Raw genomic sequence first — 17,272 nt, forward strand, 5'->3', positions numbered from 1 at the left:
GTGGAGGCGTGGTGGCTGCTCCTCGTCAAGTCGGTGGGGCTGGTGCTTCTCCTCTTCCTGATCTTCGCCTACCTGATGCTCTTCGAGCGGAAGTTCCTGGGCTTCTTCCAGCTCCGGCACGGGCCCAACCGGACGGGCCCCTGGGGGCTCCTCCAGCCCTTCGCCGACGCGGTGAAGCTGGTCTTCAAGGAGGACATCATCCCCGCCTCGGCTGACCGGCTCATCTACCGGCTGGCGCCCATGATCAGCCTCTTTGTCGCCTTGGCCGCCTACGTGGTCATCCCGGTGGCGCCCTCCAGCGGCTCCTTCCGGTGGGGGATCGCCGACCCCAACGCGGGCCTGCTGCTCCTTCTGGCCATCCTCTCCCTGGGCGTCTACGGGATCGCCCTGGGCGGGTGGGCCTCCCAGGGGAAGTACACCCTCTTGGGCGCCCTGCGCTCCACGGCCCAGGCCATCAGCTACGAGCTGGCCATGGCCATGAGCCTGGTGGGGGTGCTCATCCTGGCCGGGTCGGTCCGGCTCGACGACATCGTGGCCGCCCAGGCCCGGGTGCCCTTCATCGTCCTCCAGCCCGTGGGCGCCCTCATCTTCCTGATCTGCATCGTCGCCGAGACCAACCGGGCACCCTTCGACCTGCCCGAGGGGGAGACGGAGCTGGTGGGCGGCTACCACACTGAGTACTCGGGCCTCCGCTTCGCCATGTACTACATGGCCGAGTACATCAACATGATTGTCATGGCCAGCCTCCTGACCCATCTCTACCTGGGCGGCTGGCACGGCCCGCTCCTGCCGCCCGTGGTCTGGTTTGCCCTGAAGGTGGCCGCCGTCCTCTTCCTCTTCATCTGGCTGCGGGCCACCTTGCCCCGCTTCCGCTACGATCGGCTGATGAGCTTCGGATGGAAGGTGCTGCTGCCGCTCGCGGCCCTCAACCTCTTGGTGACCGCGGCCGTGGTGGTGCTGGCATAGGGGGGATCGCCGTGCTCAAGGAGCTGGTCATCGGTCTGGAGACCACCCTGAAGAACTTTTTCCGGCCCAAGGTGACCATCGCCTACCCGGAGGAGAAGAAGCCCCGGTCTGAGCGGTTCCGGGGCCGGCACGAGCTCCGGCGGTACGCCAACGGGCTGGAGATGTGCATTGGCTGCGAGCTCTGCCAGGTCGCCTGCCCGGCCAACGCCATCACGGTCCAGGCGGCGGAGAACGACCCGGCCAATCCCCGCTCGCCGGGCGAACGGTACGCCTACGAGTGGCGGGTCGACTTGCTCCGGTGCATCTTCTGCGGCTTCTGCGAGGAGGCGTGCCCCACCGGCGCGCTCCGCCTCACCCAGGAGTTCGAGCTGGCCGACGTGACCCGGCAGAGCCTGGTCTGGGGCCGGGAGAAGCTGGTCTCGGACCAACGGACCGACATCCCCGTGCCGGAGGCGGTCTACCCCGAGTTCCGGGGGCACCAGCCCCTGGCGGTGATCCAGCCGGGCGCCCAGGGGCGTGGGGAAGCATGATGGTCCTCTTCTTCCTCCTGGGAAGCCTGATGGCGGTGGCGGGCGCTTCGGGCGTGGTGGTGGCCCGGAAGCCGGTCCACGGCGTGATCGGCATGATCCTCAACTTCTTGGGCCTGGCCCTCCTCTACGTGAGCCTGCAGGCCGAGTTCCTGGCCGTGGTCCAGATCATCGTCTACGCGGGCGCGGTGATGGTCCTCTTCCTCTTCGTGGTCGCGCTCTTGACCGCGCACGCCAAACCCCCTGCCATGGGTCCCAGCCCCTTACGGGGCCAGGGATGGCGGGCCGGGCTGGTGGCGGTCCTGCTGCTGACCGCCCTGCTGCCGGTGGGGGTGGTTGTCCCGGGCCGGGCCGAGCCCTGGGAGGGCGACTTCGGCGGGGTGGTCCGGTTCGGTCAGGAGCTGTTGACCACTCATCTGCTGGCCTTTGAGGCCCTGGCCCTGGTCCTGATGGTGGCCGTGATCGGGGTGGTCATCCTGGTGGGCCGCCCGCCCCAAAGGCGGCGGGGCGCCCGGGGCGAGGGGGGGTCGTGAGATGCCGCTGGCTGCCTACCTCTTGGTCAGTCTGGTCCTCTTCGTGCTGGGTGGGCTGGGCCTCATGATCCGGCGGAACCCGCTGGTCCTCCTCATGTGCGTGGAGCTCATGTGGAACGGGGCCAACCTGGCCTTCGTCGCCCTGGGGCGGGGGCTGGAGGCCATGTCCGCCCATGTCTTCGCCTTCGTGGTGATCACCGTGGCCGCGGCCGAGGTGGCCATCGGCCTGGCTATTCTGGTGCTGGTCTTCCGGGGGAAGGCCCGCCAGGACGTGGACGAGGTCAATCTCCTGGGAGAACGAGGCTAGGGAGGCCGTCGCGATGGTGTCATCTTCGTACCTTCCGGGGATCCTCCTCTGGCCGCTGGCCGGGGCGGTGGTGACCGCGCTGGGGCGGCACCGCTTCAGCCAGCGAAGCCTGGCCGCCATCGGGTCGGGCACGGTGGGGCTGGCCTTCCTCCACGGGGTCGCGGCCTGGCTCCAGCTGCGCTCCCTCGATCCTGGGCAGGTTCTGGTCTTCCCCCTCTGGCGCTGGGCCGCGGGTGGGGAGCTGGCGGTCACCCTGGGCCTCTGGGGCGATCCCCTGGCCCTCTGGTGGGCGCTCATCGTGACGGGGGTGGGTTTCCTCATCCACCTCTACTCCGCCGGGTACATGGCGGGAGATCCGTCCTTTGGCCGCTACTACGCCCAGCTCAACTACTTCGTCTTCGCCATGAGCCTCTTGGTCCTGAGCGACGGGCTCGTGGGCCTCATCCTGGGCTGGGGGAACGTGGGGCTCGCCTCCTACCTCCTCATCGGCTTCTGGCACCGGCGGGACGCGGCCCGGCGGGCGGCCACCAAGGCCTTTCTCATCACCCAGGCGGGGGAGGTGGCCATGCTCCTGGGCCTCTTCTGGGCGGCGGCCGCCTTCGGGGAGCTCCACTACCCGGCCCTCTTCGCCCGCCTGGAGGGGGTGCCCCAGGGGACCCTGACGGCCATCAGCCTCCTCCTCTTGGTGGGGGCCGTCGCCAAGTCGGCTCAGCTTCCCCTCCACACTTGGCTGCCCGACGCGATGCAGGGGCCGACCCCCGTGAGCGCGCTCATCCACGCGGCGACCATGGTCACCGCCGGGGTCTTCCTGGTCTGCCGGATGTGGCCCCTCTTTTCGGCCTCGGGCGTGGCCCTCCAGGTGGTCGCCTGGGTGGGCGGGCTGACCGCCCTCTTCGGCGCGGTGGTGGCCGGGGCCCAGTGGGACATCAAGCGGGTCTTGGCCTACTCCACCATGAGCCAGGTGGGCTACATGCTGCTGGGCGCGGGCGTGGGCGCCTTCGCCGCCAGTGCCTTCCACTTCTTCACCCACGCCTTCTTCAAGGCCCTCCTCTTCCTGGCCGCGGGCGTGGTCATCCACCGGCTCGACGGGGAGCAGGACCTCCGGCGGATGGGAGGGCTGCGGCGGTCCATGCCCTTCACCTTCGCCAGCTTCCTCGTGGGCCTGGGCGCGCTGGCGGGCCTGCCGCCCTTGGCGGGCTTCTTCAGCAAGGATGAGATCCTGGCCGCCACCCGCCAGGCGGGTGAGCCCCTCCTCTGGGCCTTGGGCGTGGCGGCCGCGGCCTTGACGGCCTACTACAGCTTCCGCCTTCTGGCCTTGGCGTTCCTGGGGCCCGAGGGGCCCGCGGTGCAGGCCACCTCTTCCCGGCGGGCGGGAGGGGAGGGGCCCTGGACCATGCTCCTGCCCGTCGGCCTCCTGCTGGTGGGCGCCGTCGCCGCCGGGTGGCTGGCCATTCCGGGCGTGACCGCGGTGCCGGCTCAGGTCCTGGAGGGGACCTTCCGGGGCCAGGCCTTCCATCCCGAGGGGGACAGCCTCACCCTCACGGCCAGCCTCCTGGCCGCGCTGGTGGGGATGGGGGTGGCCCTGGCGCGGTTCCGGCCGTCCCGGCCCGTGCCGCAGGTGGGGCCGCCGGGTCTGGCGGAGGCCGGCTTCGAGCTGGACCGACTCTTCCGGCACCTCACCGTGGAGCCTGGCCTGGCCCTGGCCCGGGTGGTGGCTTGGGTGGACCGCCGGGGTGTGGACGGCCTGGTCAACGGCCTGGCGTGGCTGACAGGTCAGGCTGGGGAGCGGGTCAGGCGGCTCCACCGGGGCCAGGTGCGCCGGTCGGTGGTCACCCTCTTGGGTGGGGCCGCGCTCCTCCTGGTGGGCTCCCTCTGGCTTCTCAGCTCGTTCTAATCCGTGGTGGGAGGGCCGACCATGCCTGTCGATCTGGACTTCACCGCTGCCGCACCACTCCTGGCCCTGGCTGGTGGGGGCTTGGCCGTCCTCCTGGCCGACCTCTTCCTGCCGGTGCCCAAGGCGCGCCCCTGGCTCTTCGGGCTGACCCTGGCGAGCCTGGTCCTCGCCGCCTGGTGGACGCTGGGGCTCTCCCAGGCGGGACCGGCCCAGAGCCATCTTGCCGGTCCCGTGGAAGCGTTCGGGGGAGCCCTTTGGGGAGACCGGCTGGGGCTCGCGCTCAACCTGGTCATCCTGGCTGCCGCCCTTCTGGCCACCGGCCTCAGCCTGGGCCGGCGGGAGGAGGATGTGTCGGGGTACCTGGCCCTCCTCCTCTGGGCGGCCGCGGGCATGATGCTGGTGGGTGGGGCGGGCGACCTGATGGTCTTTTTCGTCGCCCTGGAGCTCCTCTCCCTGAGCCTCTACGTGCTGGTCGCCTTCGCGCCCCACGCCCAGGCCCGGGAAGCGGCCTTCAAGTACTTCCTCCTGGGCTCGGCCGCCTCAGCCCTGTTCGTCTTGGGCGCGGCCTTTCTCTTTGGGGCGGCCGGGGGCCTGGGGTTCCGGGACCTGGCCGCGGTGGCCCGGGTGGGGACCGGTGACCCCCTCTTCCTCGCGGGGAGCTCCCTGGTGCTGGCCGGTTTGGCCTTCAAGCTGGCCCTGGTCCCCTTCCACGTCTGGGTGCCCGACGTCTACCAGGGCGCGGCCACGCCCGTCACCGCCTTCATGTCCGTGGGGACCAAGGCCGCGGCCCTGGCCGGGCTCATCCGGTTCCTCATCAGCCTCGTGCCCCCAGACGCCCCGGCCGCCGGCCCAGTCCTTGCCCCCCTGTGGGTCATGGCCCTCCTGAGCATGCTGGTGGGCACCCTGGCCGCCCTGGGCCAGACCAACATCAAGCGGATCCTGGGCTACTCCGGGATCGCCCACGCGGGCTACCTGGTGATGGCCCTGCCCAACCTCACCGCGGCCGGCTTGGAAGCTGCCTTCTTCTACCTGGGGGCGTACACGGTGACCAACCTGGGGGCCTTCGGGGTGGTGGCCTGGCTCGAAGCCGAGGGCCGGCCCGGGAGCGAGCTGCAGGCCTATACCGGTCTCTTCTACGAGAAGCCGTGGCTCGCCGCCCTTATGACCCTCTTCCTCGTCTCCCTGGCGGGGATCGCCCCCACCGCGGGCTTTGTGGGCAAGCTCCTGCTCCTGAAGGCGGTCTTGGGTGCTCAGGCGGGACCCTGGGGGTGGGCCCTCATCGGGGGGCTGGTGGTGACCACGGTCATCTCGGCCTTTGTCTACCTGCGGGTGGTCCGGCAGATGGTCCTGCCCGTTGCCTCCCAGGGGCAGCTTCAGCCCGCGGAGGTGGCCGCCGCAAGCGGGGGCCTGGCGGCGGGACGGGGGGTGCTGGCCGGGATCGGTCTCGTCTTGCTGGTGAGCGCCTGGGGGACGCTCCAGCTGGGCCTCTGGCCCCAGAGCCTGCTGCCGTGGGTGACGGGGCTCCTCCCGCCCCTGTGAGGGGCGGCGCCCTCCGGGGCTGAAGGGGGCCGACGGGGAGGGCCGGAAGAGGACGGGGAAGGCCAAACGCAACGAGGGGACGGTTCATCGAACCGTCCCCTCGTGCCTCTGGTGCCGAAGGCGGGACTCGAACCCGCACGGGCGCAAGGCCCACTGCGCCCTGAACGCAGCGCGTCTGCCAATTCCACCACTTCGGCCCGACTGGCGTAGCCTAGTATAGCAGAGGCCGGGGAGGCTGTCAACGCGTCTTCGCGCCGGAAGGGAGGCAAATCGTTCCGGCCGGTCGGACCGGCCCCCCAGGAGGCCCCGGTGGGTTCCCCCAGGGCGGGACGAAGCCCGCGGGCAGCCCTGCGAACACGGAATCCTGCACCGTTCTGCATTTTCCTACGTACGAACTTGAAACCTCGAGGCCAGCAGGGTAATATTCAGAAGGGATGGATGGACCGGGCCCGGTTTCGTCTAGCGGGACGATCTCAGTCCCGCGGTGCCCGAGGGCGATCACCTGTGGCTTCCCGCCATCTGCATCCACCCGCGGAGACCGTCTTTGAGAAAAGCCCCACAAGAACGAGTTGACGGTCGGCGATTTCACCAGTATAATTGCTAAAGAGGAAGAGTTTTGCTGCAGTTGTTACCGTTTCGGCTGCCGCCCCATGGGGCGGGGGCCGCACTACGAGGGGAGAGATGGTTGCGTGCTCAAGAAGATGCAGAAAATCAGCCGGGTTCTGCAAGCGGCCGGGACTGAGCTGGAGCTGGTTGACCTGGCTGTTGCCCTGCGTGACTCCTACGAGGCGGAGACGTCGGTCTACATCATCAGCCCCAGCGGCAAGGTGCTGGGACATGCCCTGATGGGCGACCTCCCGGAGACCTCCTTCGACGCCGAGTGGATCGAGGCAAGGAAGCTGCCCGATGAGATGGCCACCGCCCTGTTGAAGGTGGGCGCGCTCTCCACGGGCGCGGAAGTGGCCAAGGTGCTCAACACCGACCTGCCGGCGGTCATCCTGCCGCTCATCGGCTCAGGCCGTCGGGTGGGCACCTTGCTTCTGGTCCGCATGAAGGGTTCCTTCTCGGAGGAGGAGCTGGCCCTGGCCGACTACGCGGCCACCGCGGCGGGGATGATCATCGGCCAGGCGATCCAGGATCAGGAGGAGGACAAGGCCGAGGAGAAGCGCATGGCCCGCTCGGCCATCCGGAGCCTCTCCTACTCGGAGATTCTGGCGATGCAGCACATCTTCGATCACTTGGAGGGCGACGAGGGTTTGGTGGTCGCCAGCCGCATCGCCGACGAGGCGGGCATCACCCGCTCGGTCATCGTCAACGCGCTCCGGAAGCTGGCTTCGGCCAACGTCATCGAGTCCCGCTCTCTGGGGATGAAGGGAACCTACCTGCGCATCCTCAACAAGGAGGTCCGCAACGAGCTGGAGCGCCAGCGCTACCCCTATCTGAGCGGCTCCCAGCTCATGAAGAAGCAGGCCTAACCCGCCAGCTCCCCTGTTTACCGGGACTGGGGACCCGCCCGTCGGGTCCCTTTGTCGTTGGTTTTCCGCTCCCGGGCCTGGGGGTCGGGCTGTTGGGCGGCCAGGAGCCGGGCCCGCCGGATGATGGGCCGGCCCGCCCGGGTGTTCAGCTGATCCTGAAGCCGGTCCAGGAGGCTCTCCTCGGCCCGGTCGAAGAGGGAGAGCTGGGGCGTCTCCGTCAGCTCGGAAAGGGCCAGCCCCAGGAGGCGGATGGGTCCCCGCAGGCTCTTCCGGTGCAAGAGCTCCAACCCGTACTGGAAGATGGCCAGGTCGCTCTGGAAGGCTTGGGGGGCGGTGAGGCTCCGGGTCTGGTTGACGAAGGGGTCGAAGCGGAGCTTGAGGGTGATCCGCCGGGCCCAGAGCCCCCGGCGCCGGAGGCGGCGGCCCACCTCCTCACTGATCTCGGCCAGGGCCGCCTCCGCTGCCTCCAGCCCCACCAGGCTCTCTTCGAAGGTGACCTCGTGGCTCAAAGACTTCTCCGGCGCCGCTTCGGGGCAGACGGGCCGGTCGTCGTGCCCCCAAGCCAGGCGGGCCAGGAGCCGGCCCCGGTCGCCCAGGAGCCGAACCAGCTGATCCTCCGAGGCCGCCTGCACATCACCGACGGTGCGGAAACCCAGACGCTCCAGCTGGGCGGCCGTTTTGGGACCCACCCCCCAAAGCTCGCTGACGGGCATGGGGGCCAGGGCCCGGACCGCCTCCTCCCAGGTCCAGACCACCAGCCCGTCCGGCTTGCCCGTGCCGCAGGCAATCTTGGCCAGGCTCTTGTTGGGCGCGATGCCGACGGAGGCCGTCAGCCCCGTGGCCTCCCGGATGGCCTCCTTGAGGGCCTGGCCCATGGCCTGGGGGTCGGGGTAGTGGGTGGCCACGGGCGTCATGTCCAGAAAGGCTTCATCGATGGAGATGGGCTCCACCAGGGGGGTGAACCGCTCCAGCACCTCCCGCACCTGGCGGGAGACCTGCCGGTAGCGGGGCATGTCCACCGGCAGGAAGACCGCGTGGGGGCAGAGCCGCCGGGCCACCTGGATGGGCTGGGCCGACCGGACCCCGTAGCGGCGCGCCTCATAGTTGCAGGTGGAGACCACCCCTCGGCGAGACGTGGGAGGCGCGCCGACGATGACCGGCTTGCCTGCCAGTTCCGGCCGGTCCCGAATCTCGACGGCGGCGAAGAAGGCGTCCATATCGATGTGCACGATGAATCGTTCCATGGTCCCCTCCCGGGCGGCCTTCCGGGCCCCCCCTCCCTATGATAAGATAAGCGCCAAGGGGGCGGATGCGGACGTGCAGCAGCGGGAGCTGGTGGTCCTGGCCGGCCTGAAAGCCTCCGGCGATCCTGAAGCCGACAGCCTCTTCCGGGAGCTGGCTCGGCTGGCTGAGGCCGCCGGCGGCACGGTGGTGGGGGAGGTGACCTCCAGCCGCTCCAGACCCCATCCAGCCACCTTTATCGGCCCGGGCAAGGTGGAGGAGCTGCTGGCCCTGGTCCTGCGGACCGGGGCCAAACTGGTCATCTTCAATGACGAGCTGAGCCCGGCCCAGGTGCGCAACCTCACCAACATCCTGAAGTGCCGGGTGATCGACCGCACCCAGTTGATTTTGGACATCTTCGCCCAGCGGGCCCGCAGCCGGGAAGGGAAGCTCCAGGTAGAGCTGGCCCAGCTGGAGTACCTCCTTCCCCGCCTGAGCAGCACCGTCGAGGAGCTCTCCCGCCTGGGCGGCGGGATCGGCACCCGCGGCCCGGGGGAGACCCAGCTGGAGAAGGATCGCCGGCGGGTGCGCCGCCGTCTGGCCCACATCCGCCGGGAGCTGGCCGCCTTCGAGGCCACCCGGCAGGTGCAGCGGGCGCCCCGGAAGCGGAACCAGACCCCGGTGGTGGCCCTGGTGGGCTACACCAACGCCGGCAAGTCGACCCTCTTCAACCGGCTCACCGGAGCCCAGGTGAGCGCGCAGGACCGCCTTTTTGAGACGCTGGACCCCACCCTCCGGCGGCTCCAGCTGGGTCCGGGAGAAGAGGTGATCCTGGCGGACACCGTAGGCTTCTTGCGCCGCCTGCCCCACCGGCTGGTGGCCGCCTTCCGCGCCACCTTGGAAGAGGTGGTGGAGGCCGACCTGCTCCTCCACGTGGTTGACGCCTCCGACCCCGAGTACGGCCAGCAGATGGCGGCCGTCGAGCAGGTGTTGGACGAGCTGGGGGTGACCGCCCCCCAGCTGGTGGTCTTCAACAAGATGGATCAGGTGGGGACCCAGCGCTTCCGCAGCTTCGCGGTGACCGCTCCTTCTGTGGCCATCAGCGCCCGGGAGGGGTGGGGCCTGGACCGCCTCGTCCAGATGATCCGGGAGCACTTGCCCGATCCCTTGGTGGTCCGGGAGTTTGTGGTGCCCTACAGCGAGGCCCGGGTCTTGGGGTGGCTCCAAGGGAGCGGCCGGGTCCTCGCCCACGTTTACGAGCCTGATGCGGTCCGGTTGCGGGTCGAGCTGCGGGCGTCGCTGGCCGAGCGGGTCCAGGCCGCCCTGGCGGCCCGGTCCCCAGAAGGGGTGCCGGCCTCCGCCGGCAGCCGGCAGTCCCGGCCCGAGACGGAGGAACGCTGAAGGGACTCCGGCGGAAGGGGAGAGTTATGGAACCAGGTTTGGCCCCTGTGTCTGCCCGCCTGGAAGTGATCGTCGGCTCCATGTTCAGCGGCAAGACGGAGGAGCTGATCCGGCGGGTGAAGCGGGCCCGGATCGCCCGCCTGAAGGTGCAAGTCTTCAAGCCCCAGCTGGACGACCGATACGGCCGGAGCCGGGTCGCCTCCCACGATGGGGGCGCGCTGGAGGCCGAGCCCGTCAGCGGGGCGGCGGAACTCCTGGAGCGGGTGGCCCCCGACACCCAGGTGGTGGCCATCGATGAGGTCCAGTTCTTCAGCCGGGCCATCGTGGCCGCCTGCGAGCAGCTGGTTGCGTCGGGCCGGCGGGTCATCTGCGCCGGCTTGGACATGGACTTTCGCGGTGAGCCCTTCGGGCCCGTGCCGGAGCTGATGGCCCGGGCCGAAGAGGTGCTGAAGCTGGCGGCCATCTGCGTCCGCTGCGGCCGCCCTGCCAGCCGCACCCAGCGGCTCATTGGCGGGCAGCCGGCCCGCTACACCGATCCGGTCATTCTGGTGGGGGCCCAGGAGGTGTACGAGGCCCGCTGCCGCTGGTGCCACCAGGTGCCGGGGCGGCCGCCGATGGAAGTGGACGGGCTGCGGCAGGGCCTGCAGCCCCTGACCCCTGGGCCCGAAGGGGGGAGGGAGGATGGGTGAGCGGCTTCAGGAGCTGATCGACCGGTACGAAGAGCTGACCCGCCAGTTGATGGATCCCGACCTCCTGGCCGACGGCCGCCGCTACGAGCAGGTGGCCCGGGCCCAGGCGGAGCTGCGGCCCATCGTGGAGCACATCCGGGCGGGGGAGCGGTTGGACCGGGAGCTGGCCGACGCCCGGCAGCTGGCCCAGGAGGCGGACGATCCGGAATTGAAGGCCTTGGCCCAGGAGGAGGTGGAGCGGCTGACCAAGGCCCGGGAGGCCTGGGAGCTGGAACTCCGCAAGCTCCTCATCCCCAAGGATCCCAACGACGAGCGGAACGTGCTGGTGGAGATCCGGGCCGGCGCCGGGGGCGAGGAGGCGGCCCTCTTCGCGGCCGACCTGCTCCGCATGTACACCCGTTACGCGGAGCGGCAGGGCTGGCGGGTGGAGCTGATGAGCAGCACGCCCACGGAGCTGGGGGGCTTCAAAGAGGTGATCGTCCAGCTCTCGGGCCGGGGCGCCTACAGCCAGCTCAAGTTCGAAAGCGGCGTCCACCGGGTGCAGCGGGTCCCCATCACCGAGTCGGGCGGCCGGATCCACACCTCCACGGCCACCGTGGCCGTCCTGCCCGAGGCGGAGGAGGTGGACGTGGTCATCGACCCGCAGGATCTCCGGATCGACATCTTCCGGGCCAGCGGTCATGGGGGCCAGAGCGTTAACACCACCGACTCGGCGGTGCGGATCACCCACCTGCCGACGGGGCTGGTGGTCACCTGTCAGGATGAACGGTCCCAGCTGAAGAACAAGGAGAAGGCCTTGCGGGTCCTCCGGGCCCGCCTCTTGGACCGGGCCCGCCGGGAGCAGGCCGCGCAGCTGGCCGAGTCCCGCCGGAGCCAGGTGGGGACGGGGGAGCGGAGCGAGCGGATCCGCACCTACAACTTCCCCCAGGGCCGGGTGACGGACCACCGGTTCGGCCTCACCCTCTACAAGCTGGAGGCCGTTCTGGACGGGGAGCTGGACGAGCTGATCGAGGCGGCCCGGGCGGCGGAGCAGGAGCGGCTCCTCCAGGAGGTTCAGGTGTGAGCCGGCCCACCGTCCTGGAACTTCTCCGCCTGGCCACCGGCTACCTCCGGGAGAAGGGGGTGGCCCAGCCCCGGCTTGACGCGGAGGTCCTCCTGGGGCACGCGCTCCAGATGGAGCGGATCATGCTCTACGTTCACCACGACCGCCCCCTGGAGCCCCACGAGGTGGATGTCTACCGGACCCTCATCGCCCGCCGGGGCCGGCGGGAGCCCGTCGCCTACCTGATGGGGGAGAAGGAGTTCTTCGGGAGGTCCTTCCAGGTCGATCCCCGGGTGCTCATCCCCCGGCCCGAAACGGAGCACCTGGTGGAGGTGGCCTTGGCCTTCGCCATCGGCGAGGGTCCCGTCCGGGGCTGGGATGTGGGGACGGGCAGCGGCATCCTGGCTGTGACCCTGGCGGCTGAACTGCCTGACAGCCACTGGCTGGCCACCGACCTGTCGGCCGATGCCCTCGCGGTCGCCCGGGCCAACGCGGAGCGCCACGGGGTGGCCGACCGGATCCGGTTCCTCGAAGGAGATCTCTGGGCCGGCACCAAACCCGACGGCAGCTGGGACCTGATCGTCTCCAACCCTCCCTACCTGACGGACCACGAGATGGCCCACCTGGCCCCGGAAATCCGCTACGAGCCCCGCCAGGCCCTGGCCGGGGGCCCCGACGGCTTGCAGGTGATCCGCCGGCTGGTCCAGCAGGCGTGGGCCTTCCTCCGCCCGGGGGGCCTCCTGGCCTTCGAGATCGGCGCCGGCCAGGCGGAGGCGTGCCGGCAGCTCCTGGCGGAGGCGGGGCAGTACGAGGGGATCCGGGTTCTCCCGGACCATGCCGGCCACCCCCGGGTCGTCTGCGGCCTCCGGACCAGCCCCTGAGAAGGAGGCTCCTGGCTATGGATTCCCTTCCCACCCGCCTTCTTCGGGTCAACCCCCTTCAGCCCGACCCTGGGATCATCCGGGAGGCGGCCGCGATCCTGCGGGCAGGCGGCCTGGTCGCCTTTCCCACCGAGACGGTCTACGGCCTGGGGGCTCTCGCCACCGACCGGCAGGCCCTCCGGCGGATCTTCGCGGCCAAGGGGCGGCCCGCGGACAACCCCCTCATCCTCCACGTGGCCCATCCCCAGGAGCTGGCCACCCTCGCCCGGGAGCTGCCGCCGGCCGCCTGGACCCTGGCCCGAGCCTTCTGGCCTGGGCCCCTCACCCTGGTGGTCCCCCGGGCCCCTCAGGTGCCCGATGAGGCAACGGCTGGCCTGCCGACGGTGGCCGTCCGCCTGCCCGACCATCCCGTGGCCCGGGCCCTCATCGAGGCGGCCGGCGCGGCCGTCGCCGCGCCCAGCGCCAACACCTCGGGCCGGCCCAGTCCCACCACCGCCCAGGATGTGTGGGAGGACCTGGCCGGGAAGGTGGAGCTGATCCTGGACGGTGGGCCGACGGGGGTGGGCGTGGAGTCGACGGTGGTGGACGTGACCGGACCCCACCCGGTGGTCCTCCGTCCCGGGGGCGTGAGCGTGGAAGCGTTGGAGGGGTTGGTGGGGCGGGTGACCATCGACCCGGCCGTGGAGGGGAAGCCCCTGGACGGGCCGGCCCGCTCCCCCGGGATGAAGTACCGGCACTACGCGCCCCAGGCCCCGGCCCTGCTGCTGGAGGGTTCGCCTGAGGCCATCGCCCGGCGGGTGGTGGAGCTGGCCTGGGAGGCGGCCCGGGAGGGCCGGCGGGTGGGCGCGGTGGTGATGGCGGAGGAAGGGAGCCTGCTGGAGGGCCGGCTGCCCGATGGGGCCGTCTTGCGGATCCTTGCCTCCCGGGACGCGCCCGAGGAGGCGGCCCACCGGCTCTACGGGGCCCTGCGGGCGATGGACCGGCTGGGCGTCGACCGGGTGCTCCTGGCGGCCCCCGAAGCCCGGGGGGTGGGTCTGGCGGTGCGGGACCGGATGTACCGGGCCGCGGGCTGGCGGGTGGAGCAGGTCTGACGGCGCCGGCCCCGGGAGGCGGAGCTCATGGGGGCCTGATCAACGGCTGGACCGCCGGTAGGGCACCCGGCGCTCGTCGGCCCGCTGGGCCGCCCGCACGAAGAGGTGCTCGGCCCCCGTGTAACCGCAGCGGCGGCAGTGGACCTCCCGCTCGGGGCCCCGGGGTGGGCCCAGAAGCTCCATGGTGTTGGATTCGTAGGTGATGGCGCCCGTTTCGGCGTCCTTGACCACCGCCCGGGCGAGACGGAAAACCAGGTCGAACTGGGTGCGATTGGACCGGCAGATCGGGCATAGATACGGACGGTCGACCATGCGCTTCCCCTCCTCCCCTAGGAATGCCCGCCTGGGGCGGGCGACTCCCGCCCGGTTCAGGGCAGGAGAGTGGCCGCCCCGGGTGGAAGCGGAGGGGGGAGCGAGCCGGGCAGGGGTCGCCCCGGCACGGGAGAGGCCAGGGAGGGGACGTGGCAGGGTGGAGTCGGTGCTCTTCGTCTGCTCGGGCAACACGTGCCGCAGTGTGATGGCCGAGGCCCTTTTCCGTCGCTTGCTCCGGGAACGGGGACAGGCGTCAGGCCGCCCGCCGGTGCTGGTCAGTTCCGCCGGCCTGGACGCCGTCGAGGGGGCGCCGGCGACCGAGCTGACCCGCCAAGTCCTGGCAGAGCGGGGGATTGACTTGGGGGTCCACCGGGCCCGGCCGCTGAACGGGAGCCTCGTCTCCGAGGCGACCTGGATCGTCGCCATGACCCGGCGGATCCGGGACGAGATCCGGCGCCGGTACCCCCACAAAGCGGACCGGGTCATCACCCTGGGTGAGGTGACGGGTGCGCCCGTGGACGTGCCCGACCCCTTCGGCGGGCCCATCGGGCGGTACCGGGAGACGGCCGATCTGCTGGAGGCGCACCTGCCCGATCTCCTCCGCTTGCTTGAGGGTGAAGGGAGCCAGGGGAGGGACGGTATGCGCATCGCCATCGGTTCGGACCACGCGGGGTTCCCGCTGAAGCGGGTGCTCATCCAGTTCCTTGAGGAGCAGGGGCTGGCCTACCAGGACTTCGGGGCCACGTCGGAGGCGTCGGTCGACTACCCCGACTACGGGCGGGCCGTCGCCCGGGCCGTCGCCCAGGGCCAGTTTGACCGGGGGATCCTCATCTGCGGGACAGGCATCGGCATGTCCATCGTCGCCAACAAGGTCCGGGGGATCCGGGCCGCCCTCTGCCATGAGCCCTACTCGGCCCGGATGAGCCGGCTCCACAACAACGCCAACGTGCTCGTCCTGGGCGGCCGGATCATCGGCCCGGAGATGGCCCGGGAGGTGACCCGGGTCTTCCTGGAAACGGAGTTTGAAGGCGGCCGCCACCAGCGCCGGGTGGAGAAGATCGAGGCCGGGGATGGGGAGCAGAAGGGAGGGGACCCTGCGTGAACGGGGTCCATGTGATCGACCATCCGCTCATCCGACACAAGCTGACCATCATCCGGGACCGCCACACGGGGCCCAAGGAGTTCCGGGAGCTCCTGGACGAGGTGGCCATGCTGATGGCCTATGAGGTGACCCGGGACCTGCCCCTGGAAGAGGTGGAGATTGAAACCCCCATCGCCCGGACCACCGGGTGGACCATCAGCGGCAAGAAGGTGGGGATCGTGCCCATCCTCCGGGCGGGACTGGGCATGGTGGGCGGCATCCTGCGCCTGATCCCTACCGCCAAGGTGGGGCACATCGGCGTCTACCGGGATCCGGAGACCCTCGCGCCGGTGGAGTACTACTGCAAGCTGCCCCCGGACATCGCCGAGCGGGAGCTGATTGTGGTCGATCCCATGCTGGCCACCGGCGGCTCCGCGGCGGCGGGCATCCGCTTTATCAAGGAGCGGGGAGGCACCTCCATCCGCCTCATGGCCCTCATCGCGGCCCCCGAGGGGATCGAGCGGCTGCGGCGGGAGCACCCCGACGTGCCCATCTTTCTCGCGGCGGTGGACGAGCGTCTCGACGAGAACGCCTACATCGTGCCGGGCCTCGGGGATGCGGGCGACCGGCTGTATGGCACCCGTTAGGCGGGCTGCCAGCTGGCGCCAAAGCTGGCCGGCATCGGCGTTGAGCCTCCCCCGGATCTCCACTAGAATGGAAGCAGCATGAAACGCGACAGGGGGTGAGGCCTGTGGCCTGGGTCGAAGGGGCGCCGGTGGTCTGGGGGGCGGCCCTGGTGGTGGCGTTGGCCACGAGCCTCGCCCTCTCCCCGGTGCTCGCCCGCCTGGCCCGCCGGCTGGGGTGGGTGGAGCGCCCCTCGAGTCGCCGGATCCACCGGGAGCCCACGCCCAACTTGGGCGGCGTGGCCATCTTTGTCGCCTTCTTTGGGGGGATGACCCTGACGGGCCTGCCCTGGCCCGGCGGCCCTGCCTTGCCTCTGGCCGCCCTGGTCCTCCTCTTCGCGGGTCTGGTGGACGACCGGTACCCCCTCCCCGCCTGGGCCAAGCTCCTGGCCCAAGCGGCCGTCTCCCTCTGGGTGGCCCTGGCCGGGGTGCGGATCGAGTTTGTCACCCACCCCCTCGGAGGGATGATCGCCCTCCGGGGCTGGGCGGTGCCCGTCACCGTCTTCTGGCTGGTGCTGATGGCCAACATGATCAACCTGATCGACGGGCTGGACGGTTTGGCGGCGGGGGTGGCCAGCATCGCCACGGTGCCCCTCCTCATTCTGGCCCTCCAGCGGGGACAGGCCTGGCCGGCCGCGGCGGCCGCCGTGCTCCTGGCGAGCCTCCTCGGCTTTCTCCGGCACAACTTCCCGCCGGCGCGGATCTTCATGGGGGACGCGGGCGCCCAGTTCACCGGGTGGATGCTGGGGGTCATCACCGCCGAAGGGGCCCTCAAGGGCGCGGCCACCTTGGCCATCGCCGTGCCTCTGATGGCCCTCGGCCTGCCCCTGTTCGACACCTGCTTCGCCGTGCTCCGCCGCTGGCGCCGGGGGGACCCTTTTTACAAGGGGGATTTGGGCCACATTCACCACCGCCTCCTGGCCCTGGGCCTCACCCCCCGGCGGGTGGTGGTGATCCTCTACGTGATCAGCGGCCTGCTGGCCGTGGCCAGCCTGGGTTTGGCCTTCCTGAAGCCGTGGGCGGCGCTCCTTGCCCTGGCCGGAGCGGGGTTGGTCCTGGCCGGGCTGGCCCGGCCTCTGGGCGTTCTGGGCGGTTCCCAGCCCCGGAGTCATCCGGGCGGCCACGGCCCTGCGGCCTCGTAAGAACGCCTGCCAGGACCCGAAGGATCTGGAAAACAAATAGGAATCAATACCGCATTGGGGATTGAAATGGCAGGATCCTTGGACTATAATTGGCCTCGGTGTGCGAGCTGCCTGAGGGCGGGCCCTGCAGGCCGGTGGGGAGGGCGGTTCCCGTGAACCGAGGCCTCTCTGACTGGACGCGATACGGGACCATTGGCTTTTCTTGGGTCTTCCTCACGGCAGTTCTTTTGTATGCGGGATACCGGGGCGGGCAGTGGCTCGATGCTCGATGGGGGACGGAGCCTGTCGGCCTGGTCCTGGGCCTGGTGGCGGCGGTGGCGCTAAGTCTCACCACCCTGATCCAGGAGTTGCGGGCGGTCTCCACAGCCATGGGCATCAACGCTGGGCCCCAGGATGGTCGGGAGGAGGAACCCCCATCGCCGAAGTCGGGGCGACATCCGGGGAACGAGTAGAGGTCCGCCTGCTCCGCCAGCAGCCGCGGGACCTGT

General features: G+C 70.5%; 18 protein-coding genes and 1 tRNA gene. 16 read left to right on the plus strand and 3 right to left on the minus strand.

Translation table 11 applies throughout. The features are described from left to right. The 6 genes from nuoH to FWJ67_RS00435 are packed head-to-tail and all read left to right on the plus strand — an operon-like array spanning position 1 to position 5,766. Entirely contained in the window at positions 1-966 is a 966-nt protein-coding gene (gene nuoH / locus FWJ67_RS00410; RefSeq protein ID WP_304173833.1) for an NADH-quinone oxidoreductase subunit NuoH, read from the plus strand. Between the two features lie 11 nt (positions 967-977). After that, entirely contained in the window at positions 978-1,496 is a 519-nt protein-coding gene (gene nuoI, locus FWJ67_RS00415; RefSeq protein ID WP_304173834.1) for an NADH-quinone oxidoreductase subunit NuoI, read from the plus strand. Continuing rightward, positions 1,493-2,026: an NADH-quinone oxidoreductase subunit J gene (locus FWJ67_RS00420; RefSeq protein WP_304173835.1), complete on the plus strand. Its 534-nt coding sequence runs from the start codon at positions 1,493-1,495 to the stop codon at positions 2,024-2,026. Before nuoI ends, FWJ67_RS00420 begins: the two co-directional genes overlap by 4 nt. Position 2,027: 1 nt before the next feature. Further along, positions 2,028-2,333, plus strand: a complete 306-nt coding sequence (nuoK, locus tag FWJ67_RS00425) for an NADH-quinone oxidoreductase subunit NuoK (protein ID WP_304173837.1) — start codon at positions 2,028-2,030, stop codon at positions 2,331-2,333. 13 nt (positions 2,334-2,346) lie between these two features. Beyond that, a complete protein-coding gene (gene nuoL, locus FWJ67_RS00430) occupies positions 2,347-4,227 on the plus strand; it encodes an NADH-quinone oxidoreductase subunit L (protein ID WP_414481812.1) in 1,881 nt (626 codons plus the stop codon). 21 nt (positions 4,228-4,248) lie between these two features. Beyond that, positions 4,249-5,766, plus strand: coding sequence for an NADH-quinone oxidoreductase subunit N (locus FWJ67_RS00435; RefSeq protein ID WP_304173841.1), 1,518 nt, complete (start codon positions 4,249-4,251; stop codon positions 5,764-5,766). 109 nt (positions 5,767-5,875) lie between these two features. Here the strand turns inward: FWJ67_RS00435 and FWJ67_RS00440 are convergent. Continuing rightward, positions 5,876-5,963 (minus strand) — tRNA-Leu (locus FWJ67_RS00440). Between the two features lie 492 nt (positions 5,964-6,455). On the opposite strand from FWJ67_RS00440, the gene FWJ67_RS00445 reads away from it, so the two are divergent. Continuing rightward, positions 6,456-7,241: a hypothetical protein gene (locus FWJ67_RS00445; protein ID WP_304173843.1), complete on the plus strand. Its 786-nt coding sequence runs from the start codon at positions 6,456-6,458 to the stop codon at positions 7,239-7,241. A gap of 17 nt (positions 7,242-7,258) precedes the next feature. Here FWJ67_RS00445 and dinB read toward each other — a convergent pair whose 3' ends face one another. Continuing rightward, positions 7,259-8,485, minus strand: coding sequence for a DNA polymerase IV (gene dinB, locus FWJ67_RS00450; protein WP_304173844.1), 1,227 nt, complete (start codon positions 8,483-8,485; stop codon positions 7,259-7,261). 73 nt (positions 8,486-8,558) lie between these two features. On the opposite strand from dinB, the gene hflX reads away from it, so the two are divergent. Genes hflX through FWJ67_RS00475 form a run of 5 tightly spaced genes read left to right on the plus strand, consistent with a single transcriptional unit; the run spans position 8,559 to position 13,566 of the window. Further along, positions 8,559-9,863 (plus strand): GTPase HflX, encoded by a 1,305-nt coding sequence (gene hflX, locus FWJ67_RS00455; protein ID WP_304173845.1) that lies wholly within the window; start codon positions 8,559-8,561, stop codon positions 9,861-9,863. 26 nt (positions 9,864-9,889) lie between these two features. After that, positions 9,890-10,552 (plus strand): thymidine kinase, encoded by a 663-nt coding sequence (locus tag FWJ67_RS00460; protein ID WP_304173846.1) that lies wholly within the window; start codon positions 9,890-9,892, stop codon positions 10,550-10,552. Continuing rightward, positions 10,545-11,615 carry a peptide chain release factor 1 gene (prfA, locus tag FWJ67_RS00465; RefSeq protein ID WP_304173848.1) on the plus strand — a complete coding sequence of 357 codons (1,071 nt, stop codon included), beginning with the start codon at positions 10,545-10,547 and terminating at the stop codon, positions 11,613-11,615. Before FWJ67_RS00460 ends, prfA begins: the two co-directional genes overlap by 8 nt. Continuing rightward, on the plus strand, positions 11,612-12,475 hold the full coding sequence (prmC, locus tag FWJ67_RS00470; protein ID WP_414481811.1) for a peptide chain release factor N(5)-glutamine methyltransferase: 864 nt from the start codon (positions 11,612-11,614) through the stop codon (positions 12,473-12,475). Before prfA ends, prmC begins: the two co-directional genes overlap by 4 nt. A 17-nt stretch (positions 12,476-12,492) precedes the next feature. Next, positions 12,493-13,566: an L-threonylcarbamoyladenylate synthase gene (locus FWJ67_RS00475; RefSeq protein ID WP_304173852.1), complete on the plus strand. Its 1,074-nt coding sequence runs from the start codon at positions 12,493-12,495 to the stop codon at positions 13,564-13,566. A gap of 39 nt (positions 13,567-13,605) precedes the next feature. On the opposite strand, the gene FWJ67_RS00480 is transcribed toward FWJ67_RS00475, so the two are convergent. Beyond that, complete coding sequence (locus FWJ67_RS00480; RefSeq protein WP_304173854.1) at positions 13,606-13,878, minus strand: hypothetical protein; 273 nt, start codon at positions 13,876-13,878, stop codon at positions 13,606-13,608. Positions 13,879-14,035: 157 nt separating this feature from the next. Between FWJ67_RS00480 and rpiB the strand changes: the two genes are divergently transcribed. The 4 genes from rpiB (at position 14,036) to FWJ67_RS00500 (ending at position 17,236) form a co-directional block, all read left to right on the plus strand. After that, positions 14,036-14,980: a ribose 5-phosphate isomerase B gene (rpiB, locus tag FWJ67_RS00485; protein ID WP_304173856.1), complete on the plus strand. Its 945-nt coding sequence runs from the start codon at positions 14,036-14,038 to the stop codon at positions 14,978-14,980. Further along, positions 14,977-15,606, plus strand: a complete 630-nt coding sequence (gene upp, locus FWJ67_RS00490) for a uracil phosphoribosyltransferase (RefSeq protein ID WP_304173858.1) — start codon at positions 14,977-14,979, stop codon at positions 15,604-15,606. Before rpiB ends, upp begins: the two co-directional genes overlap by 4 nt. Before the next feature lie 104 nt (positions 15,607-15,710). Next, complete coding sequence (locus FWJ67_RS00495; RefSeq protein ID WP_304173860.1) at positions 15,711-16,784, plus strand: glycosyltransferase family 4 protein; 1,074 nt, start codon at positions 15,711-15,713, stop codon at positions 16,782-16,784. A 152-nt stretch (positions 16,785-16,936) separates the two neighbouring features. Beyond that, complete coding sequence (locus FWJ67_RS00500; protein WP_369686579.1) at positions 16,937-17,236, plus strand: AtpZ/AtpI family protein; 300 nt, start codon at positions 16,937-16,939, stop codon at positions 17,234-17,236. Positions 17,237-17,272 lie beyond the last annotated feature (36 nt).

The sequence above is a fragment of the Limnochorda sp. genome (assembly GCF_047459355.1).
Taxonomy (GTDB): domain Bacteria; phylum Bacillota; class Limnochordia; order Limnochordales; family Limnochordaceae; genus Limnochorda.

Coding starts and splice junctions, on each gene's coding strand:
- FWJ67_RS00475 (WP_304173852.1), top strand. CDS start 12,493: ATGGATTCCCTTCCCACCCGCCTTCTTCGGGTCAACCCCCTTCAGCCC.
- FWJ67_RS00420 (WP_304173835.1), top strand. CDS start 1,493: ATGATGGTCCTCTTCTTCCTCCTGGGAAGCCTGATGGCGGTGGCGGGC.
- FWJ67_RS00480 (WP_304173854.1), bottom strand. CDS start 13,878: ATGGTCGACCGTCCGTATCTATGCCCGATCTGCCGGTCCAATCGCACC.
- prfA (WP_304173848.1), top strand. CDS start 10,545: ATGGGTGAGCGGCTTCAGGAGCTGATCGACCGGTACGAAGAGCTGACC.
- nuoL (WP_414481812.1), top strand. CDS start 2,347: ATGGTGTCATCTTCGTACCTTCCGGGGATCCTCCTCTGGCCGCTGGCC.
- dinB (WP_304173844.1), bottom strand. CDS start 8,485: ATGGAACGATTCATCGTGCACATCGATATGGACGCCTTCTTCGCCGCC.
- nuoK (WP_304173837.1), top strand. CDS start 2,028: ATGCCGCTGGCTGCCTACCTCTTGGTCAGTCTGGTCCTCTTCGTGCTG.
- FWJ67_RS00435 (WP_304173841.1), top strand. CDS start 4,249: ATGCCTGTCGATCTGGACTTCACCGCTGCCGCACCACTCCTGGCCCTG.
- FWJ67_RS00460 (WP_304173846.1), top strand. CDS start 9,890: ATGGAACCAGGTTTGGCCCCTGTGTCTGCCCGCCTGGAAGTGATCGTC.